The 24,862-nt window shown below is 66.4% G+C and carries 31 protein-coding genes; 18 read left to right on the plus strand and 13 right to left on the minus strand.

What is annotated here, in order from left to right:
• Positions 1-195: 195 nt before the first annotated feature.
• Both IU448_RS11875 and IU448_RS11880 read right to left on the minus strand, forming a co-directional pair.
• Complete coding sequence (locus IU448_RS11875) at positions 196-993, minus strand: SDR family oxidoreductase (RefSeq protein WP_280459193.1); 798 nt, start codon at positions 991-993, stop codon at positions 196-198.
• On the minus strand, positions 990-2,150 hold the full coding sequence (locus IU448_RS11880) for an acyl-CoA dehydrogenase family protein (RefSeq protein WP_195056248.1): 1,161 nt from the start codon (positions 2,148-2,150) through the stop codon (positions 990-992). The genes IU448_RS11875 and IU448_RS11880 overlap by 4 nt, the downstream gene beginning before the upstream one ends.
• A 180-nt stretch (positions 2,151-2,330) precedes the next feature.
• Between IU448_RS11880 and IU448_RS11885 the strand changes: the two genes are divergently transcribed.
• The 5 genes from IU448_RS11885 (at position 2,331) to IU448_RS11905 (ending at position 8,189) form a co-directional block, all read left to right on the plus strand.
• A complete protein-coding gene (locus IU448_RS11885; protein ID WP_195055612.1) occupies positions 2,331-3,911 on the plus strand; it encodes a FadD3 family acyl-CoA ligase in 1,581 nt (526 codons plus the stop codon).
• A complete protein-coding gene (locus IU448_RS11890; RefSeq protein WP_195055613.1) occupies positions 3,911-4,822 on the plus strand; it encodes an enoyl-CoA hydratase in 912 nt (303 codons plus the stop codon). The genes IU448_RS11885 and IU448_RS11890 overlap by 1 nt, the downstream gene beginning before the upstream one ends.
• On the plus strand, positions 4,823-5,962 hold the full coding sequence (locus IU448_RS11895) for an acyl-CoA dehydrogenase family protein (RefSeq protein WP_195055614.1): 1,140 nt from the start codon (positions 4,823-4,825) through the stop codon (positions 5,960-5,962).
• A complete protein-coding gene (locus tag IU448_RS11900; RefSeq protein WP_195055615.1) occupies positions 5,959-6,993 on the plus strand; it encodes an acyl-CoA dehydrogenase family protein in 1,035 nt (344 codons plus the stop codon). The genes IU448_RS11895 and IU448_RS11900 overlap by 4 nt, the downstream gene beginning before the upstream one ends.
• Before the next feature lie 143 nt (positions 6,994-7,136).
• Positions 7,137-8,189 (plus strand): acyl-CoA dehydrogenase family protein, encoded by a 1,053-nt coding sequence (locus tag IU448_RS11905; protein ID WP_195055616.1) that lies wholly within the window; start codon positions 7,137-7,139, stop codon positions 8,187-8,189.
• 7 nt (positions 8,190-8,196) lie between these two features.
• Here the strand turns inward: IU448_RS11905 and IU448_RS11910 are convergent, their stop codons facing one another.
• Positions 8,197-8,571, minus strand: a complete 375-nt coding sequence (locus tag IU448_RS11910) for a type II toxin-antitoxin system VapC family toxin (RefSeq protein WP_195055617.1) — start codon at positions 8,569-8,571, stop codon at positions 8,197-8,199.
• Entirely contained in the window at positions 8,568-8,822 is a 255-nt protein-coding gene (locus IU448_RS11915; protein ID WP_195055618.1) for a type II toxin-antitoxin system Phd/YefM family antitoxin, read from the minus strand. Before IU448_RS11915 ends, IU448_RS11910 begins: the two co-directional genes overlap by 4 nt.
• A 153-nt stretch (positions 8,823-8,975) precedes the next feature.
• Here IU448_RS11915 and IU448_RS11920 point away from each other — a divergent pair, with 153 nt between their 5' ends.
• Positions 8,976-9,260, plus strand: a complete 285-nt coding sequence (locus IU448_RS11920) for a hypothetical protein (RefSeq protein WP_195055619.1) — start codon at positions 8,976-8,978, stop codon at positions 9,258-9,260.
• Positions 9,257-9,637 (plus strand): hypothetical protein, encoded by a 381-nt coding sequence (locus tag IU448_RS11925; protein WP_195055620.1) that lies wholly within the window; start codon positions 9,257-9,259, stop codon positions 9,635-9,637. Before IU448_RS11920 ends, IU448_RS11925 begins: the two co-directional genes overlap by 4 nt.
• Before the next feature lie 12 nt (positions 9,638-9,649).
• Here IU448_RS11925 and IU448_RS11930 read toward each other — a convergent pair whose 3' ends face one another.
• From IU448_RS11930 to IU448_RS11940, 3 genes are all read right to left on the minus strand, one after another.
• Positions 9,650-11,071 carry a hypothetical protein gene (locus tag IU448_RS11930; RefSeq protein ID WP_195055621.1) on the minus strand — a complete coding sequence of 474 codons (1,422 nt, stop codon included), beginning with the start codon at positions 11,069-11,071 and terminating at the stop codon, positions 9,650-9,652.
• A gap of 72 nt (positions 11,072-11,143) precedes the next feature.
• Entirely contained in the window at positions 11,144-11,473 is a 330-nt protein-coding gene (locus IU448_RS11935; RefSeq protein ID WP_195055622.1) for a hypothetical protein, read from the minus strand.
• A 1-nt stretch (position 11,474) separates the two neighbouring features.
• Positions 11,475-12,716 carry a Rieske 2Fe-2S domain-containing protein gene (locus tag IU448_RS11940; RefSeq protein ID WP_280459187.1) on the minus strand — a complete coding sequence of 414 codons (1,242 nt, stop codon included), beginning with the start codon at positions 12,714-12,716 and terminating at the stop codon, positions 11,475-11,477.
• Between the two features lie 262 nt (positions 12,717-12,978).
• Between IU448_RS11940 and hsaA the strand changes: the two genes are divergently transcribed.
• The 4 genes from hsaA (at position 12,979) to hsaB (ending at position 16,634) form a co-directional block, all read left to right on the plus strand.
• Positions 12,979-14,142, plus strand: coding sequence for a 3-hydroxy-9,10-secoandrosta-1,3,5(10)-triene-9,17-dione monooxygenase oxygenase subunit (gene hsaA, locus IU448_RS11945; protein ID WP_195055624.1), 1,164 nt, complete (start codon positions 12,979-12,981; stop codon positions 14,140-14,142).
• Positions 14,142-15,020, plus strand: coding sequence for a 4,5:9,10-diseco-3-hydroxy-5,9,17-trioxoandrosta-1(10),2-diene-4-oate hydrolase (gene hsaD, locus IU448_RS11950; RefSeq protein WP_195055625.1), 879 nt, complete (start codon positions 14,142-14,144; stop codon positions 15,018-15,020). Before hsaA ends, hsaD begins: the two co-directional genes overlap by 1 nt.
• A gap of 2 nt (positions 15,021-15,022) precedes the next feature.
• On the plus strand, positions 15,023-15,922 hold the full coding sequence (hsaC, locus tag IU448_RS11955; RefSeq protein ID WP_195055626.1) for an iron-dependent extradiol dioxygenase HsaC: 900 nt from the start codon (positions 15,023-15,025) through the stop codon (positions 15,920-15,922).
• A gap of 97 nt (positions 15,923-16,019) precedes the next feature.
• On the plus strand, positions 16,020-16,634 hold the full coding sequence (hsaB, locus tag IU448_RS11960) for a 3-hydroxy-9,10-secoandrosta-1,3,5(10)-triene-9,17-dione monooxygenase reductase subunit (RefSeq protein ID WP_280458754.1): 615 nt from the start codon (positions 16,020-16,022) through the stop codon (positions 16,632-16,634).
• Between the two features lie 79 nt (positions 16,635-16,713).
• Here hsaB and IU448_RS11965 read toward each other — a convergent pair whose 3' ends face one another.
• The 3 genes from IU448_RS11965 to IU448_RS11975 all read right to left on the minus strand — a co-directional run bounded on the left by IU448_RS11965 (position 16,714) and on the right by IU448_RS11975 (position 17,869).
• A complete protein-coding gene (locus IU448_RS11965) occupies positions 16,714-16,881 on the minus strand; it encodes a hypothetical protein (protein WP_195055628.1) in 168 nt (55 codons plus the stop codon).
• Positions 16,878-17,069, minus strand: coding sequence for a hypothetical protein (locus tag IU448_RS11970; RefSeq protein WP_195055629.1), 192 nt, complete (start codon positions 17,067-17,069; stop codon positions 16,878-16,880). The genes IU448_RS11965 and IU448_RS11970 overlap by 4 nt, the downstream gene beginning before the upstream one ends.
• 380 nt (positions 17,070-17,449) lie before the next feature.
• Positions 17,450-17,869 carry an Hsp20/alpha crystallin family protein gene (locus tag IU448_RS11975; protein ID WP_195055630.1) on the minus strand — a complete coding sequence of 140 codons (420 nt, stop codon included), beginning with the start codon at positions 17,867-17,869 and terminating at the stop codon, positions 17,450-17,452.
• 156 nt (positions 17,870-18,025) lie between these two features.
• Here IU448_RS11975 and IU448_RS11980 point away from each other — a divergent pair, with 156 nt between their 5' ends.
• Positions 18,026-18,340, plus strand: coding sequence for a MerR family transcriptional regulator (locus tag IU448_RS11980; RefSeq protein WP_195055631.1), 315 nt, complete (start codon positions 18,026-18,028; stop codon positions 18,338-18,340).
• A 141-nt stretch (positions 18,341-18,481) separates the two neighbouring features.
• On the opposite strand, the gene IU448_RS11985 is transcribed toward IU448_RS11980, so the two are convergent.
• Complete coding sequence (locus IU448_RS11985; RefSeq protein WP_195055632.1) at positions 18,482-19,057, minus strand: TetR/AcrR family transcriptional regulator; 576 nt, start codon at positions 19,055-19,057, stop codon at positions 18,482-18,484.
• Positions 19,058-19,150: 93 nt separating this feature from the next.
• Here IU448_RS11985 and IU448_RS11990 point away from each other — a divergent pair, with 93 nt between their 5' ends.
• The 3 genes from IU448_RS11990 to IU448_RS12000 are packed head-to-tail and all read left to right on the plus strand — an operon-like array spanning position 19,151 to position 20,640.
• On the plus strand, positions 19,151-19,540 hold the full coding sequence (locus IU448_RS11990; RefSeq protein WP_195055633.1) for a hypothetical protein: 390 nt from the start codon (positions 19,151-19,153) through the stop codon (positions 19,538-19,540).
• Between the two features lie 2 nt (positions 19,541-19,542).
• Entirely contained in the window at positions 19,543-20,157 is a 615-nt protein-coding gene (locus IU448_RS11995) for a pyridoxamine 5'-phosphate oxidase family protein (protein ID WP_195055634.1), read from the plus strand.
• A 27-nt stretch (positions 20,158-20,184) separates the two neighbouring features.
• Positions 20,185-20,640 carry a nuclear transport factor 2 family protein gene (locus tag IU448_RS12000; protein WP_195055635.1) on the plus strand — a complete coding sequence of 152 codons (456 nt, stop codon included), beginning with the start codon at positions 20,185-20,187 and terminating at the stop codon, positions 20,638-20,640.
• A 110-nt stretch (positions 20,641-20,750) separates the two neighbouring features.
• On the opposite strand, the gene IU448_RS12005 is transcribed toward IU448_RS12000, so the two are convergent.
• Positions 20,751-21,626, minus strand: coding sequence for an NAD(P)-dependent oxidoreductase (locus IU448_RS12005; RefSeq protein ID WP_195055636.1), 876 nt, complete (start codon positions 21,624-21,626; stop codon positions 20,751-20,753).
• Between the two features lie 417 nt (positions 21,627-22,043).
• Here IU448_RS12005 and rsgA point away from each other — a divergent pair, with 417 nt between their 5' ends.
• The 3 genes from rsgA to IU448_RS12020 all read left to right on the plus strand — a co-directional run bounded on the left by rsgA (position 22,044) and on the right by IU448_RS12020 (position 24,428).
• A complete protein-coding gene (gene rsgA / locus IU448_RS12010; RefSeq protein ID WP_195055637.1) occupies positions 22,044-23,126 on the plus strand; it encodes a ribosome small subunit-dependent GTPase A in 1,083 nt (360 codons plus the stop codon).
• Between the two features lie 131 nt (positions 23,127-23,257).
• Positions 23,258-23,770, plus strand: coding sequence for a GNAT family N-acetyltransferase (locus IU448_RS12015; protein WP_195055638.1), 513 nt, complete (start codon positions 23,258-23,260; stop codon positions 23,768-23,770).
• 244 nt (positions 23,771-24,014) lie between these two features.
• A complete protein-coding gene (locus tag IU448_RS12020; RefSeq protein ID WP_195055639.1) occupies positions 24,015-24,428 on the plus strand; it encodes a winged helix-turn-helix transcriptional regulator in 414 nt (137 codons plus the stop codon).
• 36 nt (positions 24,429-24,464) lie between these two features.
• Here the strand turns inward: IU448_RS12020 and IU448_RS12025 are convergent, their stop codons facing one another.
• On the minus strand, positions 24,465-24,842 hold the full coding sequence (locus tag IU448_RS12025; RefSeq protein ID WP_195056249.1) for a MerR family transcriptional regulator: 378 nt from the start codon (positions 24,840-24,842) through the stop codon (positions 24,465-24,467).
• Positions 24,843-24,862: the final 20 nt, after the last annotated feature.

The raw sequence follows: 24,862 nt of genomic DNA on the forward strand, positions 1-24,862 counted from the left end.
AGATCAACGAACCGGTTCCATCGATGCGATGCCCGGTGGATTGCGGCCATGACACAGCCGTTTCCGCAATGGCAGTGAGGATCGCTGGGCAGCGCCCTACTTCGGCCGGCAGGCAGGCTCGCTGCCACAACCGCCGACTCCTGAGCGATCCGCTGACCCGGCCGGCACGCGCTGAGCGCACCGGCCGGTTACATATCAGGCGCGCTGGCTGCTGACCGAGACGACCTCGCCGGTCAGATAGGTCGTGTAATCGCTGGCCAGCATGGCGATGGTGGCCGCGACCTCCCACGGCTCGGCGGCCCGGCCGAAGGCTTCGCGCTCGGAGAGCGAATCGAGCAGATCGCTGGAACTGACCTTGTCGAGGAACGCGTGCCGGGCGATACTCGGCGCCACCGCATTGATCCGGACCCCGAACTCGGCGGCCTCCACCGCACTGCACCGGGTCAACGCCATCACGCCGGCCTTGGCGGCGGCGTAGTGGGCCTGGCCGTACTGAGCCCGCCAGCCCAGCACACTGGCATTGTTGACGATCACGCCACCGTGTTTCGCGTCCCGGAAGTAGTTCAGCGCGGCGCGGGTGCAGCGGAAGGTGCCGTTGAGGGTGATATCGAGGACTTTGTCCCACTGCTCATCGGTCATATCGACCACCGGCGTCTCACCGCCGAGACCGGCATTGTTGACGAAGATCTCGACCCCGCCCAGCGCCGCGGCGGCGCCACGGACGAGTTCGTCGACCTGCGCGGTGCTGGTCACATCGCAGGCGATCGCGTGCACCTTACGGTCGGCGAACTCCTCGGACAGCTCCGCGCGAGTCGCTTCCAGACGCCGTTCGTGCCAGTCGGAGACCACCACGTCCGCGCCTTCGCTGAGCAGCCGGCGGGCGGTGGCGGAACCGATTCCGGTTCCGGCGGCCGCGGTCACCACGGCGCGGCGGCCGGTGAGCAGCCCGTGACCGGGGGTCTGGGCCGGGGGGACCGACAGCGGCCCGCTCACTGCCGGGCCTCGCGGGGCAGGCCGAGCACACGCTCGGAGATGATGTTGCGCTGCACTTCGTTCGAACCTCCGTAGATCGTATCGGCGCGGGTGAACAGGTACAGCCGCTGCCATTCGTCGAGATCGTCGTCGGCGGCGACCAGGCCGGCCGCGCCGCGCACCGCCATGGCGAGTTCACCGAGACCGCGATGCCAATTCGCCCACAGCAGTTTGCCGACCGAGGCCTGTCCCCCGTCGTCGGCGGTTTCGGCCATCGTGCGCATGGCGTGCGCACGAAGTACCCGCAGGCCCACCCAGGCGCGATCGACCTGTTCGGCGAGCAGCGGGTCGTCGAGGGCGCCCGATTCGCGGGCCATCTCCTCGATGGCCGCCAGTTCCCGGGCGAAACGGATCTGCTGGCCGAGGGTGGAGATACCGCGTTCGACGTTGAGTGTGCCCATGGCGACGCGCCAGCCGTCACCGGGATCGCCGACCACCAGATCGGCTTCGGTGCGGGCGTCGTCGAAGAACACCTCGTTGAACTCGGAGGTGCCGGTGAGCTGGTTGATGGGCCGGACCTCGATCCCCGGCTGGTTCATCGGGACCAGCAGGTAGGACAGCCCCTTGTGCCGTTTCGACCCGGGCTCGGTGCGGCATACCGCGAAGCACCAGTCGGCCACATGGGCCAGCGAGGTCCAGATCTTCTGGCCGTTGATCGACCAGTGGTCGCCGTCGAGGCGAGCCGAGGTCGATACCGCGGCCAGATCGGATCCGGCGCCGGGTTCGGAGTAGCCCTGGCACCACAGTTCGGTGACCGTACGGATACCGGGCAGGAACCGGTCGCGCTGGGCGTCGGTACCGAAGGCCAGCAGCGTCGGGCCGAGCAGTTCCTCGCCCACATGCGAGACGCGGGCCGGCGCGTTCGCCTTCGCGTACTCCTCGTGGAAGATGATCTGCTGGGCCACGCTTGCCGCCCGGCCGCCGTATTCGACGGGCCAGCCGAGGCAGGTCCAGCCCGCGGCGGCCAGGGCGCGGTCCCATTCCAGGCGTTCGTCGAATGCCTCGTGCTCGCGGCCGGGCCCGCCGAGGCCGCGCAACTCGCGGAATTCACCGTCGAGTTGTTCGTCGAGCCAGCCGCGGACCTGCGCGGCGAATTCGCTGTCGCTCAGGGCGGCCACGCTGGTCCGCTCGACGGCAACACGCGGCGCGGCGGCCGCTTCGGCCGTTTGCGGCCCGCCGTCGCGACCGGTACCGGATTCTGAGGTCTGGATAGCACCCACGCCGGTAGGATAACCTACCAAGCACTTGCTTTGTAGACTCCGTTCGAGACCGCGCGCACCGCACACGGCCGCACGACCATGAGGACACCCGTGACAACCCCTGCGCAAACCCCGCCGGTGGCACAGACCATCCCCGCGGCACTGCACGCCGCCGCCCAGACCTACGGTTCGGCGCCCGCACTGGCCGACGGACCCGTCCGGCTCGACTGGACTCAGTTACTCACCGAGGTCCAGGACGTGGCCCGCGCGCTGATCGCCCGCGGAGTACAGGTCGGCGACCGGGTGGCGATCTGGTCGCCCAACACCTGGCACTGGGTGGTCGCCGCGCTGGGCGCGCACTACGCGGGCGCGACACTGATACCGCTCAACACCCGCTATGTCGCCGACGAGGTCGTCGATGTGCTGCGCCGGGTGGACGCCAAGGCACTGTTCATCGCCGGAACGTTCCTGAAACGCGATCGCCTCACCGAACTGCGCGGGGCCGCGCCCGACCTGCACATCGACACCGTCGTGGTAGTACCCGTCGAGGGTCCGCAGGATCGAGTCGAGGGCGCGCTGAACTGGTCGGATCTGGCCGAAACCGCCGCCACGGTGAGCCGGGAGCAGGTGATCGAACGGGGCGAATCCGTCAGCCCCGAGGACCTGTCCGACATCCTGTTCACCTCCGGTACCACCGGCCGTAGCAAGGGCGTACTCATCGCGCACCGGCAGACCCTGTCGACGGCTCGCGCGTGGGCCGAATGCGCGACGCTGAACAGCGCCGACAACTACTTGATCGTGAACCCTTTCTTCCACAGCTTCGGCTACAAGGCGGGGATCATCACCTGTCTGCTGACGGGCGCCACCATCGTGCCGCAGATCGTCTTCGATGTGCCGACCACCATGCGCCTGATCGACCAGGAGAAGATCACCGTTCTGCCCGGCCCGCCCACGATCTACCAGACCATCCTCGATTTCCCGGACCGCGGCGAATTCGATCTGAGCGGGCTGCGGGTGGCGGTCACCGGTGCGGCGCAGGTCCCGGTAGCGCTGGTCGAGCGGATGCGCGCGGAACTCGATTTCGATGTGGTGCTCACCGCATACGGTCTCTCGGAATCTTCCGGCTTCGGCACCATGTGCCGGGTCGACGACGACGCCGAAACCATCTCCGGCACCAGCGGCCGGCCCATTGCCGGATTCGAACTGAAGTTGAGCGATGTCGGGGAAATCCTGCTACGCGGCCCCAACGTGATGCTCGGATACCTCGACGATCCGGAAGCCACCGCGAAAACCGTCGACGCGGACGGCTGGCTGCACACCGGCGATATCGGTGTGGTCGACGAACGCGGGTACCTGAAGATCACCGACCGGCTGAAGGATATGTACCTCAGCGGCGGATTCAATGTGTATCCCGCCGAAATCGAACAGGCTCTCGCCAAGCTCGACGGTGTCGCCACTGCCGCGGTGATCGGAGTCCCCGATCACCGCATGGGTGAAGTGGGCAAGGCATTCATCGTCCGCAAACCGGGCGCGACGCTCACGGAGGACCAGGTGTTCTCTTACGCCACCAAGGCGCTGGCCAACTTCAAGGTGCCGCGGTTCGTCGAATTCCGCGACGAACTGCCCTACAACGCCGGCGGCAAGGTGCTCAAACGTCAGTTACGTGAGGAGAATTCGTAATGTCGGAGAACCTGTCCCCGACCGGAAACGGGAGTATTCCCTACGAACCCGATGTGGTGACCTATGAGCGCCGGGGCGCTGTCGCGGTGGTCACCCTGAACCGGCCGGACTATCGCAACGCGCAGAACTCCGTGATGACCTACGCGATCGACGCCGCATTCGAACGTGCGGTGGAAGATCCCGAGGTAAAGGTCATCGTGCTGGCCGGGAACGGGAAGCATTTCAGCGCCGGCCACGATCTGGGCACACCGGGTCGCGACCATCACGTGAAATACCAGAACAAAGCCGCGCTCTGGTGGGACCATGTGGACCGCCCCGGCGGCGATCAGCGTTTCGCCCGGGAGACCGAGGTGTACCTGGGGATGTGCCGCCGCTGGCGGGAGATCCCCAAGCCGACCATCGCCATGGTGCAGGGCGCCTGTATCGCAGGTGGGCTCATGCTGGCCTGGGTCTGCGATCTGATCATCGCCTCCGACGATGCCTTCTTCTCCGACCCGGTGGTGCGTATGGGTATTCCGGGCGTCGAATACTTCGCTCACCCGTGGGTGATGGGCCCGCGCGCCGCCAAGGAATTCCTGTACACCGGTGATCGTTTCGACGCCGCACAGGCCAAGGAATGGGGCATGGTCAACCGGGTGGTTCCGCGGGCGGAGCTGGAAACCGAAACCATGGCCCTGGCCGAGAAGATCTCGGCCATGCCGCAGTTCGGGCTGGCATTGACGAAGAAGGCGGTCAACCAGTCCGAGGACCTCATGGGTATGCGCGCCGGAATGGATTCGGTATTCGGCCTGCACCATTTCGCGCACGCCCACAATGCCGAAGTCGGCACCGACTCGCTCGGCGGGCTGAACGCCAAATCTATGAAAGCGCAGGCGACAACCGCCGCGGATACGAACGACGGGAAAGCCTGAATGGATCTCGATCTCGACGAAAGCACCCGGGAATTCCAGCGGGAAGTCCGCGAATTCCTGGCGGCCAATGTTCCCGCCGAACCACTGCCCTCGATGGATACGGCGGCAGGATTCGAAGCGCACCGGGAGTGGGAGCACAAGCTGGCCGAGGCCCGCTTGTCCGTGGTCTCCTGGGCGCCCGAATACGGCGGACGCGATGCGTCACTACTGGAATGGGTGCTGTTCGAACAGGAATACTATGCCGCCGGCGCGCCAGGCCGGGTGAGCCAGAACGGTATCTTCCTGCTCGCCCCCACCCTGTTCGAGCACGGCACACCGGAACAACTCGAACGGATCATGCCGCGGATGGCGCGCGGCGACGATATCTGGGCGCAGGCCTGGTCGGAGCCGGAAGCCGGTAGCGATCTGGCCGGTATCCGCTCCACCGCGCGCCGAACCGACGGCGGCTGGGTGCTGAGCGGGCAGAAGACCTGGAGTTCGCGGGCGGCGTTCGCGGACTGGGCGTTCGGCCTGTTCCGCAGCGACCCCGAAGCCGAACGGCACCGCGGGCTCACCTACCTGATGTTCCCGCTCGACGCCGACGGTGTGACAGTGCGGCCGATCCCCCAACTCGACGGCGAACCGGGTTTCGCGGAGATCTTCCTCGACGATGTCTTCGTCCCGGACAGCGATGTGATCGGCGCGCCCAACGAGGGCTGGCGGGTCGCGATGAGTACCTCCAGCAACGAACGCGGCCTGTCGCTGCGCAGCCCCGGCCGGTTCAGCGCGACCGCGCAGCGGCTGGTCGACCTGTGGACCGAAACCGGCGATACCGGCACCGCGGCCCGTGATGCGGTAGTGGACGCCTGGATCGGCAGCGAAGCCTACCGGCTGCACACCTTCGGCACCGTCACCCGGCTGAACGAAGGCGGGAAGCTCGGCGCGGAATCCTCCATCACGAAGGTGTTCTGGTCCGAACTCGATATCGCCATGCACGAAACCGCCCTGGACCTGCTCGGCGCCGAAGCCGAACAGGCGAGCCGCTGGACCGACGGTTACCTGTTCTCCCTCTCCGGCCCGATCTACGCCGGCACCAACGAAATCCAACGCAACATCATCGCCGAGCGGCTCCTCGGCCTACCACGAGGAGGCAGCCGATGAAATTCGCGCTCAGCCCGGAGCATCTGGACTTCGGCGCCAGTATCCGCAAACTCTTCGAATCCGGTTCCACCACCGCCGCGGTGCGGGCGTGGAGCGGTGACGATCCGGCGCCCGGCCGCGCCCTGATCGAACAGCTCGCCGCCGCCGGCGCCTTGGGCCTGACGATCGCCGAGGATTTCGGTGGCCTCGGTGCCGAACCGCTCGACCAGCTGGTCGCGTTCATCGAGATCGGCCGGTCCGCGGCACCCGGCCCGCTGGTGGAAACCGCGGCGGCCGTTCCGGCGCTGCTGCAAGCACTGGCGGAGACCGACCCCGCGCCGGCGCAACGCTGGTTGCCCGGAATCTCCGAAGGCACCGTATCGGCCACCATCGCCTTCGCCGGGGCGGGCGGCCGCGCGGTCGCGGTGGACGCGGATCGTGCCGACCTCGTACTCCTCGCCCAGGGTGACCGTCTGTCGACGGGCCGGGTAGGCGAACCGGTGCGGTCGGTGGATCCGGCCCGGCGGCTGTTCGTCGTGGAGGCCGACGAGACTGTCGCCGAAGGAGCGCAGGCCCGCGCGGCCATCGCGGCGGGATTCGATTTCGGCGCGCTGGCCAATGCCGCACAGCTGCTCGGCGCCGGTAAAGCCCTGCTCGATGCGTCGACGGAGTACGTCAAGCAGCGCAAGCAGTTCGGCCGGCCGATCGGTGAATTCCAGGCGGTCAAACAGAAACTGGCCGATGTGTTCATCGGCCTCGATCTGGCGGAACCGCTGCTCTACCGGGCGGCGCTCACCACCGGTGGGCCGAACCGGATCCGCGATATCTCCGCGGCTGCGGTGGCCGCTGCCGATGCCGCCTACCGGGCGGCCCGGACCGCGCTGCAGGTACACGGCGCGATCGGCTACACCGCCGAATACGACCTGTCGCTGTGGCTGACCCGGGTCACCGCCCTGCGGTCCGCCTGGGGCACCCCGGACCTGCATCGCGGCCGGGTCGCCGAGGCGCTGCGGGCGGGCGCCGTGGTGGACCCGGCGGGCGCGCTCACCTGAGAACACAACAGTCCCGGTCTGCTGCCGGGCGAGCACACAACCGGAGTCTCCGGCGCGCTCGCCCGGTAGGAGAACCGGCGGACAGTGGTAACAACCGGACGTAGGCGCCTCGGCATCCGTCCGTCAGACCTACGGAGGAAGAGATGATCAGCGAGGAACAGCAGGAGCTGGTGTCGGCGGTCCGGGGACTGCTCACCAAACGCGACGCCCGGGCCGGGATCCGCCAGGCCATGGACACCGATCTGGGTTACGACCCGCAACTGTGGGCGCAGCTGTGCGAACAGGTCGGGGTGGCCGCGTTGGCGATTCCCGAGGAGTACGGCGGCTTCGGCGCCGGCCTGCCCGAATCCTTGCTGGTCGTCGGTGAGCTCGGCCGCACACTCGCCGATGTACCGATGCTCGGTTCGGCCGTCCTGGGCGCGCAGGCAGTATTGCTGTCCGGCGACAGCGAAGCCTGCGAGCGGCTGCTGCCCGGTGTCGCCGAAGGTAGCCGCACTCTCGCCGTCTGCTGGGCCGGGGTCGCGGGCTGGGACGAGTTCGGGGTGCGGGCCGACGGCGAAACGCTGAACGGTACTGCGCACTACGTCCTCGACGGCACCGTTGCCGATACCTTGATCGCGATCACGGAGAGCGGACTGTTCGAGGTCGAGCCGTCAGCCGCCGGGGTCGAGCGCCGACGGGTGGCGGCCATGGACCCGTCCCGCACGCTCTCCGAGATCACTTTCACCGGTGCCGCGGCCCGCCGGCTCGGCACCGGTGATCCCGCGCCGGTGCTCGACCGGCTCCGGCAGATCGCCTGGGCCGCGCTCGCCGCCGAACAGGTCGGGGCCGCCGAATACTGCCTGGAAGCAACGGTGGAGTACACCAAGTCACGGGTACAGTTCGGCCGGGCCATCGGCAGCTTCCAGGCGCTCAAGCACCGGATGGCCGATATGTACGTGCTGGCCGAATCCGCCAAATCGACCGCCCTGACCGCCGCCCTCGCCCTGGCCGAGGAAAGCCCCTCCGCCGCCGAGGACGTCTGGGTGGCGCGCCACCAGTGCACCGAGGCATTCTCCACGATCGCGGCCGAAACGATCCAGCTGCACGGCGGTATCGCCATCACCTGGGAACACGACGCCCACCTGTACTTCAAACGCGCCCACGGCGACGCCCACCTCTTCGGCACCCCGAAGAGGCCGGCCGTCCACGGCTGACAGGCCGTTATACAGCCAGGATCGGTACCTCGTATTTGTGGCACCACGGATCGCGGGTGACCAGCGTCAACTCTTCTGCTTTCGCCTGAGCCACCAGCATCCGGTCGAACGGGTCGCGGTGAATCAGGGGAAGGCGACCGGCAGCGATGGCATGGCCGGAGCTGATCTCCAGCGTCACCAGACCGCTGTCACGAATACGTTCGGGCATATCGAGCGGGCCGCCGAGTTTTCCGGCGGCCTGCTTGATTGAAACTTCCCACATCGAGACGACACTGACGAATACATCCGGATCGTGGTCGAGCCGATCCTTCAGTTCGTCCGACAAGCTCGCGTCATCGGTGAGCCACCACAGCACCACATGCGTGTCGAGCAGCAAGCTCATCGCGGAATACCGAAATCGTCCGCAATCGCCGCATTTGTCGCGTCGGAGTCCCAGTCGGCCCCGAGGTCGACACCGCGCAGCGAGCCCCGGGCAGTGCGGTTCGCCCGCCGCACCAAGGGAACCACTTTGGCCACCGGATGACCGGCCCGGCTGATCACGATCTCCTCGCCCCGTTCGACTCTTTCCACGATGCGCGACAGGTTCGTCTTCGCCTCGTGGATATTGAACTGTTCTGCTGCGTTGCCGGCCATACCCACCTCCTTAGCTAAGATGTTAGCCCACCTTTCCGGCACAGGCATCGCAGAAGAACACGCCGGTCCGCACCTGCTCTGCGCCTGTCGAACGCCGCGGACACCGAGGCCGAAACGCGCACCCTGGAGGCGCTGTCACAGCTGCTCGCCCTGTTGATCGACGACGAGATGCTGGAACGGATCGTCTCCCGACTGTCTATTACCTTCCCTTGGGCAGATCTTCTGCCTGCACACATCCGCCCGGAGTTCGTCTCCGAGTTCTTGAAAGTTGCCCGGGCTTGCCTCGCTGTGGGACGGTTCGACCGGCTCACGATCACTCTCGAAGCGTGGCGGAGCACCGCCGAAGCATACGCAGATCCGGCAGTAGCCGTCGATGCCTCGGATCTGCACTACTTCGACGCCCCCGAGGCTGTACCGGACCCCCGGACGGGCGAATGAGTAAGAGCCGCGATGTTCCGAGACCACTGAAACGCTCACCGAGACCACTGAAACGCTCCGAATACGCCATCACCTTCATCTCCCGCGAGGCGCAGAAGGGCTGGACGGACTGCCTCGCGATGGCACGCAACGCAACCGTCGACGCCTGGGACGCGCTGACCACTCAGCCGGCGACGGAGTCCCCGCGGCTCTACCGTCTGCGGGGCGATATGCGCTACGGCACGTATCAGGGACGAACCTACGAGCGCTACCAGTACAAAATCACCGACGGTGCGCGGATCTGGTATTTCGTCGAGCCCGGGGCCAAGGGTACGAAATGCGCGGGGACGGTTCTCCTCGAACGCTGCACCCCCGGACACCCGAAACAGACCGAATGATGCGGGGCCGGGTCAGCGGAAGCGCATGATGCCGGTGATGGTGCCCTGCCAGAGTTCGCCGTTTGTCGTGGTCAGGCCGGCCATCTGGAGGGTGTCGGCGACGATCGTGGCCGATATCGGCTGTTTCGCGGTGATGTCGCCGGTTACCGGGTCGATGACCCCGTAGGCATAGCCGTCCAGCGGGGTGGTCAGGCCGAGGCCCAGGCGGAGGACGGTGTAGATATTGCCGTCGGCGGCGGACATTTTCGGTACCGCGGCGCTGCGGACATCGTTTTCCCAGACGGTGTGGCAGCCTTGCTCGTCGATATCGACCCGGGTCATTCCGCCGGTGAACGGCGCGATGGAGGGTTCGGCGGGGCCGGCGTCGTCGGGGGCCGTCGGGTACGGGTAACCGTAGGTGCTCGCCACGAACACCGAGCGGCCGATGCCGATGGGGGAATTCTCGCTGCCGGGGCCGCCTTCGGTGAGAACCGGCTGCCTGCAGACGAGTTCGCCGGTGCCGGCGCGGTAGACCAGCAGATGGACCTGCTCGCCGGCGTTGTCGACGATGGTGAGGTATTCGGTACCGTCGCCGGGCCCGAAGTAGGTGGGTGTCGAGCCGGTGCCCCAGCTGAGCTGGCCGGGTTTCCGGCCCGGGCCGCGGTCGTAGGTGGCGCGCCATTTCACCTTCGGCGCACCGGATCCGGCCGTGGCGAACTCGTAGAGTGCGTGCGTGGTTGCGACAGCCACCCCGTCCGGTGACGCCGAGATACTGTTGGCCACCCGCTCCCCGGCCGGCAGCTGATGGGTGGTCACCGCACCGTTGCGCCCGGCCTTGCCGACCAGTCCCGCGCCGGTGGCGAACCACACATTGCCGGCCCAGTCCGGTACGAGCCCGGTAACCGCGTCACCCTCCGGGATCGCCGCGGTCAGATCGGTGTTCTCGGCTACCGTCAGACTCCATTTCCCGGCGGCGTCGCGTTCGTGCGCGATCCGCAGCAGCCGTCGCTGCCCGTCGACGACCACCAGGCGGTTCTCGTTGTCGAGGTAGGCGTAGACGCCGCCCAGCAGGCTGCCCTTGGTGAGGCTCATCTTCGCGGCCGGTGGACCGATGGGTCCGGTCGCGGGGTCGAAAAGATAGACGGTCGGGGCCCGGTCGGCGATCGCCGTGCACAGGGCGACGATCATCTCGTCCGACCCTTGCAGGATGGTGGGGCAGGCCGCGGCCATCAGGTCACCGGCGGGCGTCACCGGGTCCGTGCCCGGTCCGGCGAGCGGGGTGACATCCGAGGAGCCGGCGTCGCCGTGCATGGTGGCGGTGCCGAGTGGGCCGAGATATGGATTGGCCGGCCCCAGCGGACCCCAGCCCGGTGCTGCGCTGGACGGAACTGCGGTCGCTACAAGGGCGGCAGCGAGCACCGGCAGCGCTCGCACGACGGAACGGGCTGTACGCATGGCGGCATATTATTGGAACCCGTTCTAGTTCGGGCGAAATCGAATCATCCCGGCCGCAACACCGCCGGACCGCTACTTCGGGACGTCCAGCACGCCCTCGTCGACGGCCCATTTGATGGTCTTCTGCAACCGTTCGCAGGTGTCCGGACGGCCCGGACCACGCCCCTTGGCGCTGATCTCGGCGAAGACCGGGCACTGGGCCGCCGGATCGCCGGTCCACTGCACGGAGGTCTGCCGGGAACTGCTCTTACGGACCAGCACCTCGGTATGGCAGGCCTGACACCGCAGCGGTGTCAGGCCGTCCTCCAGGTAGCGCTGCCGGTCCACGACCGTCTGGGCCCGCACCGCGTCCCGCCGCGCGGGCTGGTCGGCGAAGTCGGGTGCTTTCGCCCAGCTGGGCATCTCAGACTCCCGCCTCCGCCTGGTCGGCGTCCGCGGCGGCCGCTTCGGCCTCACGCTTACGCCGCAGATTCTCTTCGACCTCGGCTTCCCATGCCTCGTTCGCCTTGGTCGTGTCGACCTCGAACTCGAAACGCTGGGTCATCTTCTCGGTGACGTCCGCGGCGTCGACGTAGAACTGCTCGTACCAGCGCCGCAGCTGGTAGACCGGACCGTCTTCCTCGCAGAGCAGCGGGTTCTCGACCTTGGACTTGTGCTTCCAGATCTCCACGTCCTGCAGGAAGCCGTCGCCGAAGAAATCGGCCATGGTCATGGCCAGCTTCTGCGCGGTGTCGTCGTCGAGGCCCTTGGGCTTCTCGACGGTCAGGCCCCATTGCAGCATGAACGAATCCTGGGACACCGGGTAGTGGCAGTTGATCAGGTTGACCGTGATCTCGTAGCCGCCGTAGGTGTTGACCAGCGGGTTGATCATGTAGGAGGGCCCGAAGTAGGATGCCTCCGATTTCAGGAGCTGATCACCGGCGTACTTGGCGCCCATCCCGATATCGGGACGCCCCTTGGTCTCCAGGAACTGAGTGGCGACATGGCCCTCGAAAACGTTCTTGAAGTAGGTGGGGAAGGCGTAGTGGATGTAGAAGAAGTGGGCCATATCCACCACGTTGTCGATGATCTCGCGGCAGTTCGCGCCTTCGATCAGCAACGAGTTCCACGTCCACTGCGTCCAGCCGCTGTCGAGTTCTTCCACCGGGTTGCCGTCGGCGTCGGTGTAAGGGCCCTCGATATACGGGATGGTGACCTCGGGCGGCGGTTCGTTGCCCTCGTGGTCGTGCCAGACGAACAGCTGACCGTTACGTTCCAGCGTGGTCCAGCGCCGCGTCCGGGCCAGCGGCGGAACCCGCCGGGCGTAGGGAATGGACGTGCACTTGCCGTTCGCGCCCCATCGCCAGTCATGGAAGGGGCAGGCGATATCGTCGCCCTTCACCTCGCCCATGCTCAGGTCACCGCCCATATGACGGCAGAAAGCGTCGAGTACGTGCAACTCGCCGGCGCTGTCGGCCCAGATCACCAGCTTGGTGCCGAATGCCTGCACCGAATGCGGTTTGCCGTCCCGGAAATTCTGCGCCAGGCCCAGGCAATGCCATCCGCGCGCGTACCGGGTGGGTGTCGAACCGACGTCGAGCTCCCGCACCTTCGCACCACCGCTGTGCACATTGGTCGCCGCGCGGGTCCCTCCGTGGTTACGCACGCTGCCTCCTCCGGGCCCATCGCTCGGCGACGCCGGGGTTACTGCCATCGCGATTCCTCCTCCTGCTGTACTAGAACACGTTACAAAACTGGCGCTCCAAATGCCAGCCTATTCCCACTACAGCCAGCACAAGTCCCATATTCGCAGCACACAGACACCGGTTCTCGACATGAACAAGAACCTGTTCTAGTCTCAGAGGTAAATTCTGCGCCGAGCAGATGACTACCGGTTAGCAAACGACCAGGCAGGAGCAGGGCCGGAGATGACGCGAGAAGTGACCGAACGGGTCGAAGCGCTATTGCCCACGCTGCGCGCCCGCGCACAGGAAGCCGAAGATCTTCGGCAGATACCCGAAGAATCGATCAAGGATCTGCAGGAAGCCGGATTCTTCCGGCTGCTGCAGCCCAAGCAGTGGGGCGGACTCGCGGCCGACCCGGTCGTCTTCTACGACACGGTCCGCAAGATCGCCAGTGCCTGCGGTTCCACCGGCTGGGTGGCCGGGATCATCGGCGTGCACAACTGGCATCTGGCGCTCTTCGGTCAGCAAGCCCAGGAAGAGGTGTGGGGCGAGAACACCGACGTCCGGATCTCCTCCTCCTACGCGCCGATGGGTGCGGGCACCGTGGTCGACGGCGGCTACCAGGTGAGCGGTTCCTGGGCCTGGTCGTCGGGTTCGGGCCACGCCGATTGGACCTTCGTCGGCGGACCGGTGATCAAGAACGGCAAACCGGTCGATTTCGGCAGCTTCCTGATCCCGCGCTCGGAATACGAGATCGACGATGTGTGGAACGTGGTCGGCCTGCGCGGCACCGGATCCAACACCCTCGTGGTGAAGGACGTTTTCGTGCCCACGCACCGGTTCCTCAGCTACAAGACCATGAACGATCTGGCCTCGCCCGGTCTGGAGCGCAATACCGATCCGGTCTACAAGATGCCGTGGGGCACCATTCACCCCACCACCATCTCCGCACCGATCGTCGGTATGGCCTATGGTGCGTACGAGGCGCATGTCGAACACCAGGGCAAGCGGGTCCGCGCGGCCTACGCCGGTGAGAAGGCCAAGGAAGATCCATTCACCAAGGTGCGGATCGCCGAGGCGTCCAGCGATATCGACGCCGCCTGGCGGCAGCTGTCGGGCAATGTCGCCGACGAATACGCGCTACTGCTCGAGGGTAAGGAAATCCCGTTCGACCTGCGGGTCCGCGCCCGCCGCGATCAGGTCCGCGCGACCGGCCGGGCCATCGCCTCGATCGACAAACTGTTCGAGAGCTCCGGCGCCACCGCCCTGGTCAACGGCACCCCGCTGCAGCGGTTCTGGCGGGACGCGCACGCCGGCCGAGTCCACGCCTCCAACGATCCGGAACGCGCCTACCTCATGTACGGCACCCACGAGTTCGGTCTGCCGGTATCGGACGGGATGGTGTGATGACCTCGACCGCCGAACTCACCTATGCGTCCACCTCGAAGTTCGCGCAGGTCCGGCCGGACCTGAAACTGCATTATCACGAGGCCGGGGTCGGCAACGGTCCCACCATCGTGCTGCTGCACGGCGGCGGGCCGGGGGCGTCGTCGTGGTCGAACTTCTCCCGCAATATCCCGGTGCTGGCCCGCGATTTCCATGTGATCGCCGTGGACCAGCCCGGATACGGCCAGTCGGACAAGCCCACCGAACATCCGCAGTACTTCGTGCACAGTGCGTCGGCGCTGAAGGATCTGCTGGACACCCTCGAGATCACCGACCGGGTTCATCTGCTGGGCAATTCGCTCGGCGGCGGGGCTTCGGTGCGGTTCGCGCTCGACTACCCCGACCGGGCCGGGAAGCTGATCCTGATGGGTCCGGGCGGGCTGAGCACGAACCTGTTCGCGCCCGACCCCACCGAGGGTGTGCGGCTGCTGTCGAAGTTCACCTACGAGCCGACGCGGGAGAACATCGAGGCGTTCCTGCGGATCATGGTCTTCGACCAGGCGCTGGTCACCGACGAACTGATCGACGAGCGATTCGAAGCGGCCAAGAAGCCCGAATCGATCGCGGCGATGCGCGCGATGGGCAAATCGTTCGCCAGTGCCGATTTCGAGAAGGGCATGCTCTGGCGCGACGCCTACAAGCTACGCCAGCCGACCTTGCTCATCTGGGGTCGCGAGGACCGGGTCAACCCGCTCGACGGTGCGCTGGTGGCGTTGAAATCGGTGCCGCGGGCCCAGCTGCACGTGTTCGGCGGCTGCGGGCATTGGGCGCAGCTCGAGAAGTTCGCGGAGTTCAACCGGCTCGCCACCGATTTCCTGCTCGGCGTCGAGGAGAAATGACGATGAGTATCAAGGCACTCGGCTATATGCGGATCGAAGCCACCGATATGGCGGCTTGGCGCGAGTTCGGGCTGAAAGTGCTCGGCATGATGGAGGGCTCAGGGGCGAATCCCGACGCGCTCTATCTGCGCATGGACGATTTCGCTGCGCGTCTGGTGATCGTGCCCGGAGAAAAGGACCGGCTGCTGGTCTCCGGCTGGGAAGTCACCGACGGTCCCGCATTGCAGCGGCTCCGGGAGACCCTCGAAAAGGAGGGCATCCCCTACACCGAGGGCACCAAAGAAGAACTGGACGAGCGTCGCGTCGAGGGCATGATCCGGTTCCAGGATCCCTCCGACAACACCCTCGAGGCGTTCTACGGTGCGCAGTACCTCGGCCGCCGGTTCGTCAGCCCGTACGGCCACAAGTTCGTCACCGCGGAGCAGGGCCTCGGGCATGTCGTGCTGACCTGCACCGACGATGCGGCCGCGCAGGCGTTCTACCAGGACGTCCTCGGCTTCCGGCTACGGGACTCGATGCGACTGCCACCGCAGATGGTGGGCCGTCCGGAAGACGGGGACCCGGCCTGGCTGCGCTTCTACGGTTGCAATCCCCGTCACCACGCGTTGGCGTTCCTGCCGCTGCCCAACCCCACCGGCATCGTGCACCTCATGGTCGAGGTGGAGAACTCCGACGATGTCGGCCTCTGCCTGGATCGCGCGCAGCGCAAGAAGGTGAAGATGTCGGCCACCCTGGGCCGGCATATCAACGACAAGATGCTGTCGTTCTATATGAAGACCCCGGGCGGATTCGATGTCGAATTCGGTTGTGAAGGTCTGGAAGTCGACGACCACAGCTGGATCGCCCGGGAATCCACCGCGGTGAGCCTGTGGGGACACGACTTCTCCGTGGGATTCAAGTGATCTACGGCCGGCCCGGTGCGATACTCGCCCCGGGCCGGCCGCAATCCGGCGGTCCGCCCGCCGGCAGCTTTCGTGAACCAGCAAGGACGGTATGAACGTGACGGCATCAGCGGATCCGGCGGACGGCGCCCCCGAAACGGCAGCCCAGCCCACCATCGACCCCCGGCAGTTCCGCAATACCATCGGACAGTTCTGCACCGGTATCACGGTGATCACCACCTTCACCGACGACAACACCCCGATCGGCTTCGCCTGCCAGTCCTTCGCGTCGCTGTCCCTCGACCCGCCGCTGGTTCTGTTCTGCCCGACCAAGGGCTCACGTTCCTGGGCCGCGATCGAGGCCAACGGCCGGTTCTGCGCGAACGTACTGGCCGAGGAACAGCAGCCGGTCTGTGCGAAATTCGGGTCCCGGGAACCGGACAAGTTCGCCGGGACCGATTGGCATACATCCGAATTGGGTCTGCCCCGGCTCGACAACTCGCTGGCCACCATCGAATGCGAAGTCGACCGCGTGGTGGATGGCGGCGATCACTACATCGTCATCGGCCGGGTCCTGGCCATGACGGAAACCGCCGCGACGGCCAACGGCCGCCCGCTGCTGTTCTACCGCGGCCAGTACACCGCCATCGAACCGGAGAAGACCACCCCGGCCCCCTGGCGCGCCGACCTGGATGATTTCCTCACCACCACCACGCTGGACACCTGGCTATAGTGCCGGCGACCGATCCGCTGCACTGGCCGGCCGTTGACCGCGGCCACACAATCGAAATCGCCGTCGCGGTGCGGAAGCGTCATGGTGACCGCGGGGAGGTGGCCGGCAAGATCGGCGCGGGCGAGTCGTGGATGCGGTGGCAGCGCATTTCCCACCAGATGGTCAGCGCTACTGTGCCCCAGGCGGCTACGGCCGCGGCGCACGACAGCCCCGCCGCGGCGAGGGCGAGGGTCAGTGCGGTGTTCACGCCGGGCTCCGGCGCGACGGCGCGGTCGGCAGGTCGTGAAGGTGGAGGCCGGGGCCGGCGTCGCGGGCCCGAGCAGGTGTGACGCCGTCCATTATTTCGGTCCACCAACCGTCGAGGGGGCTGGGCTCGGGCCAGCAGACGATACCGGTGTCGGCGGGTCCGGCAGTGGGGGCGGTGGATTGGGGCATGGGCGCTCCTGGCAGGACGTTGCGGTGCGTTCAGGTGGTATTGCGTCGGCATCGCGGTCGGTAACACGGTCATGGGGTCCCGCTCGAAGAGGGCTGTTACGGGACGGGATCGGTGGCCGGGCAGCCGCCCGGCCACCTGGACCGAAGAGAAACTTGTTCAGCTCACTGAAAGAGTGGATCTCGGGATTGCGCATCACCTCACTTCGGGACTGTGATCGGAACGGGGATAGCGCAGCCGCACAGCCGCGGCGGAGAGCTGCGCTGAGTTGGTGCTCACCGAAACGCCACCGGCCGGGCGAGCAGCGGGCAGGTCCGCTTTCGGCCAGCTCGGCGTTGTCATACCAGCGAGCGGCAGGCATCATCGGCCCCCGCCCCGCGCCTCAGGCGTTGATGGCCTGACGTTCGCCGTGGCGGGCGACCTCGATTTTGCGCGGTTTGGCCTTCTCGGCCACCGGGATGACCAGCCGAAGTACCCCGTCGCGGTAGTCGGCACGGATAGCGTCGGTGTCGAGGTTCTCGCCCAGGAACAGCTGCCTGCTGAATACGCCGCGGGTGCGTTCGGCCGCGATCATCGACCGGCCCGAGTCCAGATCCGGTCGCGACGCACGCACGGTCACCACATTGCGTTCGACATCCAAGTCCAGCGAATCAGCGTCGATGCCCGGGAGGTCGAGCTCTACGAAGAACTCGTCGCCGTCGCGCCAGGCGTCCATCGGCATCGCCGCCGGCCGGGCCGGTGTCCCGAACACTTGCTGGGTCAGGCGGTCCAGATCCCGGAACGGATCGGTACGCATCAGCATCGTCGCCACCTCCGACTCACTCCAATCTCGGTAGATTCCGCGTCAGATAACCTATGTCATCTGACACAGATATTATCTAGCACTCAAGCTAGAAGAGTGCAAGTCGTTGCTACCAGATAATCTCGATGCAGACCTGGATTGCGAGGTGAGGAACCGATGGCCCCACAACACGAAACCCAACCGGCGGCCGGACACGCTGTGTATGCGATCTCAGTGGCCGCGGAGCTGGCCGGGATCGGTGTCCAGACCCTGCGCCTGTATGAACAACACGGCCTGCTCACCCCCGCTCGCAGCGCAGGCGGGACCCGCCGCTACAGCGGCGCCGACCTCGCCCGACTGGCCCGCATCACCACCCTTACCAGCGAGGGCGTCAACCTGACCGCAGTGGCCCGCATCCTCGAACTCGAAGACACCGTGGCACGGCTCCGCGAACAGCTCAGATCTTCCCAGCAGCCACCGCACACCCCCTAACTGCCGAGCGGGCCTGACAAGCCGTCTCAGAGCGCGGCCGGGGCCGGCGATCGAGGCATCCCGCCAACGCCTTCGATCGGAACGGCGTCGGTCACCACCTCTCCAGTGACAGCCCCCGAGAAGCGCAGTACCGCAGAGTGTTTACGAGATCTCGCGGTGTTCGGCCGCGGCCAGCAAGGTCGCCGCCGCGGCGCGCGCATGCTGCGCCGCACGCGGACCATCACCCTGCACGGCAGCCGTGGCCATAGCGCCGTTGGCCAGGATCATCAGCTGATCGGCCAACTCCGGCGGGAATGAGCATTCGGCGACGAGTTCGGCCAGGTAATCGCGCATCGCGAGTTTGTGCCGGCGGGCGATCCGGCCGATATCGTCGGAAGTTCCGCCCAGTTCCCCGACGGTATTGATGAACAGGCAGCCGCGGAATGCGGGGTCGGCGAACCATTCGAGCAGGTAGTCGAATACGGCCAGGATCCGCTCGTGCGGCGTTTCGGCCCGGGCCTGCACATAGTCGGCGATCGCCGTGCGTACGTCGCGGTCGCGCTGTTCCAGTACCGCGCACACCAGCGCGGATTTGGACGGGAAGAGCCGGTAGAGCCGTTTCAGCGGCACATTCGCGGCGTCGCGGATGCTGTCCATCCCGACCGCTTGCACCCCGCGATCGTTGAACAGGCGATCGGCCGCCGCGAGCACCTGCGCCGCCTCGGTTTCCGCCGCCACAGCAACCTCCTTGCGTTGAGAACCCTCGTTCTCATAGACTACAGACGCCCATGAGAACGACCGTTCTCATGCAAGGCCCCCAAGGAGACACCAATGAGTTCCGGCACCGCGAGCAAGACCGCAGTTCTCGTACTGAGCGACCCGAACAGCGGCGACGAAGCCCTCGGCCGCATGTTCAACGCCCTCGCCGCCGCCTACGACTTCGACCAGGCAGGCGACGAAGTCCGGGTGCAATTCCAAGGTGCGGGCACCCGCTGGCCCGAACTGCTGGAATCGCCGGACCACCCCGCCTACGACCTCTACCAGGCAGTGCGGCATACGATCGCCGGCATTTCCTGCGGCTGCAGCGATCTCTTCGGCGGCGGGGACGGCGCCCGGGCCGCCGGCCTCGAACTGATCAAGGACAACCCCCTGCCGGGGACGTCCGGAGTGGCCAGCCTGCGCCTGCTCGCCGACAACGGTTATTCGATTCTGACGTTCTGACCATGCAACATTTCTTCGCGCTCACTTTCGGAGCGGACGAGCAAGCGCACCAGCGCCGGAAAGGCTCATTCGACCGCTACGAACACGCGCGCTCCGCCGCGCCCGGGCCCACCGGCCTGGGCGCGGCGGAAGCCGAGTTCCTGCAACGCCGCGACAGTTTCTACATCGCGTCCACCGGCAGCAACGGCTGGCCCTACGTGCAACACCGCGGTGGCGCACCCGGTTTCGTCAAGATCACCGGACCGACGCAGTTGACCTGGGCGGAAAGCACCGGCAACCGTCAATACATCACCGCCGGGCACCTCGACCACGACGACCGGGTCGCGATCATCGCCGTGGACTATCCGAATCGCAAGCGGCTCAAGATACTCGGCCACGCCCGCTTCGAACCGGATCCCGCACCCGAGATACTCGAACAACTCGGCGCAAGCGGCCGGCTCGAAGGCATTCTGACCGTCGAGGTGGTGGCCTTCGACTGGAACTGTCCCAAGTTCATCACTCCGCGATTCACCGTGGCCGAAATGCGGGCCGCCACCGAACCACTACGAGAACGAATCAGCCAACTCGAGACGGCGCTGGCCGCACAGCAGGCCGCAACCGGCCGGCCGCCGTCGTAACCGCGGCACACCACGAGAGGTTCACCCATGACCGACACCCGTCCGCCGTATCCCCCGTTCACCGCGGAAACCGCACTTCAGAAGGTTCTGGCCGCCGAGGCGGCATGGAACACCCGCGACCCACAGCGGGTGGCCCTCGCCTACACCCCGGACTCGGTCTGGCGCAATCGCGATCAGTTCGTCACCGGACGAGAAGAGATCGTCGCCTTCTTGACCGCCAAATGGGAGCGGGAGCTGGACTACGTACTCCGCAAGAGCTTGTGGAGCTACGACGACAACCGCATCGCGGTCCGCTTCCAATACGAATGGCACGACATCGCGGGCCGGTGGTGGCGTAGCTACGGCAACGAACTGTGGGAGTTCGACGAGCACGGCCTGATGCGACGCCGGGAGGCAAGCATCAACGATGTCGCGATAACCGAATCCGACCGCCGGATCCACGGCCCGCGAACGGAGCACGAGGTCGATATTCCGCTCGAGTAGGAGTACCGTGCGGACGGCCGGGACCGTGGACCGTCCGCACGATTCCACTCGCGATGCGGCCACCACGCGGCGCAGGCGACCGCCCGATTGCGCCGACAGCCACGACGCGGCTACGTGCGAGTGCCGGCCAATTCTTCCACGATCCGCTCCAGCCCTTCCCCCGCTCGGCCGTCGGCGATCTGCCGGTCGATCAAGTTCTTGATCGGGCCGACGATATCGAGACCTACCCCGGCATCGCGGCTGGCCCGGACGATCGCGTCGAAGGCCGGTTTGTGGAAGCTCGCGGGCTGGACCTCATCGGTGTAGTCCCCGCTGTCGATCACCTCGGCGTAGGCAGGGATCAATTCGGCCATCGCGGTGACGTAGGCCGCTGCCCGGGGCGCGAACGACGCGGCGTTCACACCTGCCGACCGCACCATGGCGGCACCGTGGAAGAAACCGGTGAACATCGCGTACATACCGGCCAGCAACGCGAAGTCGTACAGCGCGGCGGTACCGGCATCGTCACCGAAATAGTCCGCAGCACCCAGCTTTTCGAAAATCGGGCGGAACTTGTCGAACGCGCCGGATCCGCTGTAGAGGATCGAGGCGCCCGGGCCGCCGATCATCGGCGGCACCGCCATGATGCCGCCGTCGAGGAAATCGATACCGTGGCCGGCGGCCCAGCGGCCGAGTTCCCGGGATTCCTCGGGGGCGGTGCTGGTCAAGTTCACCAGCGTCTTACCCGTCAGCCGGTCGGCCACCGGATCGAGTACCGCGTGCACCGACGCATGGTCGCTCAGCACGGCGATCACCAGATCGGCCGCACCGATCGCCGCGGCGGCATCCGGGCCGCTCTCCGCGCCGAGACCGACCAGGTCGGCGTCCTTACCGGGCGTGCGGTTCCACACGATGGTCCGGTATCCGCTCTTCACCACAGCCGCGGCGATGGCGCGCCCCATCGGCCCGAGACCGAGCACGGTCACGGTTGTCTCGTTTGCGGTCATATCCGTCGACTCCCTTGCTGAGAAGCGAATGCTTCGGTGAACACTGCGTTCGGCGCGCCGTGACCAACATTCGCCGACATCGAATGTCGGTGACAAGTACCTACTATTCGGTGGGGTACTTACGAACAGGTATGTGAACAGGCAGCGAGGCCGGTGCGAGGGAGAATCACATAGCAATTGCGAGTACTGCCGTCCGGTGTTAAGCTCGCGTGTCCGAGTTCGACATAGTGAGCGAGAATGGGAGGTGAGATGATGATCGCGGTGAAGACCGCTGCCCTGCGCAGCGCCCGGACCATTCTCACGTCCCGGGCTCCGGTCTGACCGATTCCCATCGCCGATAGCAGCGCGAGTCGTATCGACTCGTAGCCGCAGCGAATTCGGCGTTCGTGCCGGGGCCCCTTCACCAAGGGTCTCACTATGTATTCATCTTCTCCATCCTCATTCGATTTGTCCGCACTCGGTTGGGACGAATCGTTCGCAGCGCTGTTCGTAGCGCATGCTGCCGATGGTCTGGTTCCGGCCCGCGTCGTGCGGGTCGACCGCGGCCGCTGTGACACGCTGACCGCATCGGGTCCCGTCCGCGCGACCAGCACGGCCGTGGCCTCCCCAGACCCTGCCCGCACTGTGTGCACGGGCGACTGGGCAGCACTGCGCCCGCAGCCGGAGCCGGAACTGGTGGCGCTGCTGCCACGGCGCAGCGCGATCACCCGGGCCTCGGCGGATCGAACCTCCCACCAGCAAGTTTTGGCGGCGAATGTCGACACCGTCGCCATCGCTGTCCCACTCACGGCACCGCTGAACCCGGGCCGGGTCGAGCGGCTACTGGCGCTGGCCTGGGACAGCGGTGCGAGGCCGGTCGTCGTACTCACCAAAGCCGACGCAAACGGCGATCTCGACGCGGTCTCGGCCGCACTCACCTCGCTGGCACCCGGCGTGGACATCGTCACCACCAGCGCTACGACAGGCGCGGGTCTGGAGCTTCTGTCGGAGGTGGTGACCGGAACCACGGTCCTGCTCGGCCCGTCGGGTGCGGGAAAGTCCACCCTTGCCAACGCATTGCTGGGTCGAGAGCATATGGACACCAAAGAAGTCCGAGCCGTGGACGGCAAGGGCCGGCACACCACTGTGCACCGCGAGTTGCTGCCGCTGCCCGGCGGCGGAGTGCTCATCGACACTCCGGGCTTGCGCGGTATCGGCTTGCAAGATGCCGCGGACGGGGTCGAGCGGGTCTTCGCCGAGATCGAGGCCTACGCCCGAGACTGCGCTTTCCGTGACTGTGAACATCGCAGTGAACCCGGCTGTGCGGTACAGGAAGCCGTGATCGCCGGCGTGCTGGATGTGAGCAGGCTCGACCGGTACCGCAAGCTGCTACGCGAAAGTGCCCGGGCCGCGGACCGCGGAAACGCCCGCGAATCGAGCAAGCGCAGCAAAACCAAAAAGGCGATCACGCGCGATCTACGCGCAACCTACCGATTCCGCGACCGCCAGCGCGAACGCTGACGCCGCTCGCGGCACCACGCATCCGGGGACCTCCCGGCTGCACCGGTCGCCTGCAGTAGGCACTGCGGGCCCCGCAGACCTGCCGCTCTCCCACTGAATGATCCACCACTTCGAAAACGGAGAAAACTGTTTTGAGCACGCATTCCAACTGGACCACCCGCGCCGAGACCGTCGGCGATATCCCCGCGATCCGCAAGATCAACCTCGCCGCATTCGACACCGCCGAGGAGGCCGACCTCGTCGAGGCTCTGCGCGCCGATCCGGCGTGGATAGGCAGCTTGTCCATCCTCAGCGCAGCACCCGGCGGCGAGCCCGTCGGTTACGCATTGCTGACTCGCTGTCACGTCGACGACACCCCGGCGCTGTGCCTGGGGCCGTGCGCGGTACTGCCCGAATACCAGCGGACGGGGGCCGGCTCCGCTGCGATCCGTGCCGCTCTCGAGGCCGCTGAGCAGGCGGGCGAGCACTTCGTGATCGTTCTCGGGCATCCGACCTACTACCCGCGGTTCGGGTTCACCCGCGCGTCGAAGTACGGTATCCGGCTCAGTATCGATGTTCCTGACGACGCACTGATGGCACTGAGTCTCGATTCCGAACAGCTGCCGAGCGGCACGGTCCGCTACGCAGCACCTTTCGGCATCTAACCGAGCCGGAGCACTCCGCTCCGCCCTGTCCGGTCGTCCTGGACCGGCTGCCTGCAGATATAAAGGCGGCCGGTCCAGGACGCGCCGATCTTCCTGCCTCCACAGGATTCCGCATGAAACGACCGACCCCGATCAGGCATGGCCGAGTCCATCTTCACCCAGTGAGAACAGCCTTGATGTCGGCCTCCTCGCTCCACTTCACCAGCCCGGATCACTGCCCCTTTCGTGTAGCCTCACAACTGGGATGGGCGAGAAAAGATTCGGGCCGTATTTCTGTGGTATCGATGCCGCGATGGATGTCATCAGCGGTAAATGGAAGGGGCTCATACTCTGGGAACTGGAGAACTACGGTGTGCGCCGTTTCGGTGAGCTGCGCCGTGGATTACCCGGAGTTTCGGAGAAGATGCTGATCCAGCAGTTGCGCGAACTCGAGGAAGACGGTCTCGTCGAGCGCACGGTGTATCCGGAGGTGCCGCCGCGGGTCGAGTACCGGCTCACCGATCTCGGCCGCTCACTCAACACGGCCCTCGAACCGCTCGGCGCGTGGGGACGCGACCGCATCGAACGGATCGGTGCGGAACGGGTGACACCGCCGACGGACACCACCGAACCCCAGCGAAACGGAGCAGAGACAGATCGGCACGCGGCCGCCGGTTAGACCCGATCGGCGTATCGGTTGCGGTTCGTACCCGGATTACCTCTGTGCGGCGGCGAGACCCGTGCCGGCCCGCTCGATGACCTCGTCGAGCACCTCCCGGGACCGGATGAGGTCGGCGATCATCCCGTTGATCCGATCTCGTTCGACCTCCAGTTCGGTCACGAGCTCGGGCGTGGCGGATTCGCCCGCGCCGCCGTCCGAATCGCGCATACAGGGCAGAATCTGCACTATCTTCTTACTGCACAGCCCGGCCGCGAAAAGCTCCTGGATATGGATCACCCGGTCCACCGCCGGTTCGGGGTAGTCGCGATGGCCGCCAGGCGTACGGTCGACCGTCAGCAGTTTCTGTTCCTCGTAGTAGCGCAGTGATCGTTCACTGACTCCGGCGCGCCGCGCCAACTCGCCGATTCGCATTCTCACCTCGCAGTTCGTCA

The organism is Nocardia flavorosea, from assembly GCF_015477805.1.
GTDB lineage: Bacteria > Actinomycetota > Actinomycetes > Mycobacteriales > Mycobacteriaceae > Nocardia > Nocardia flavorosea_A.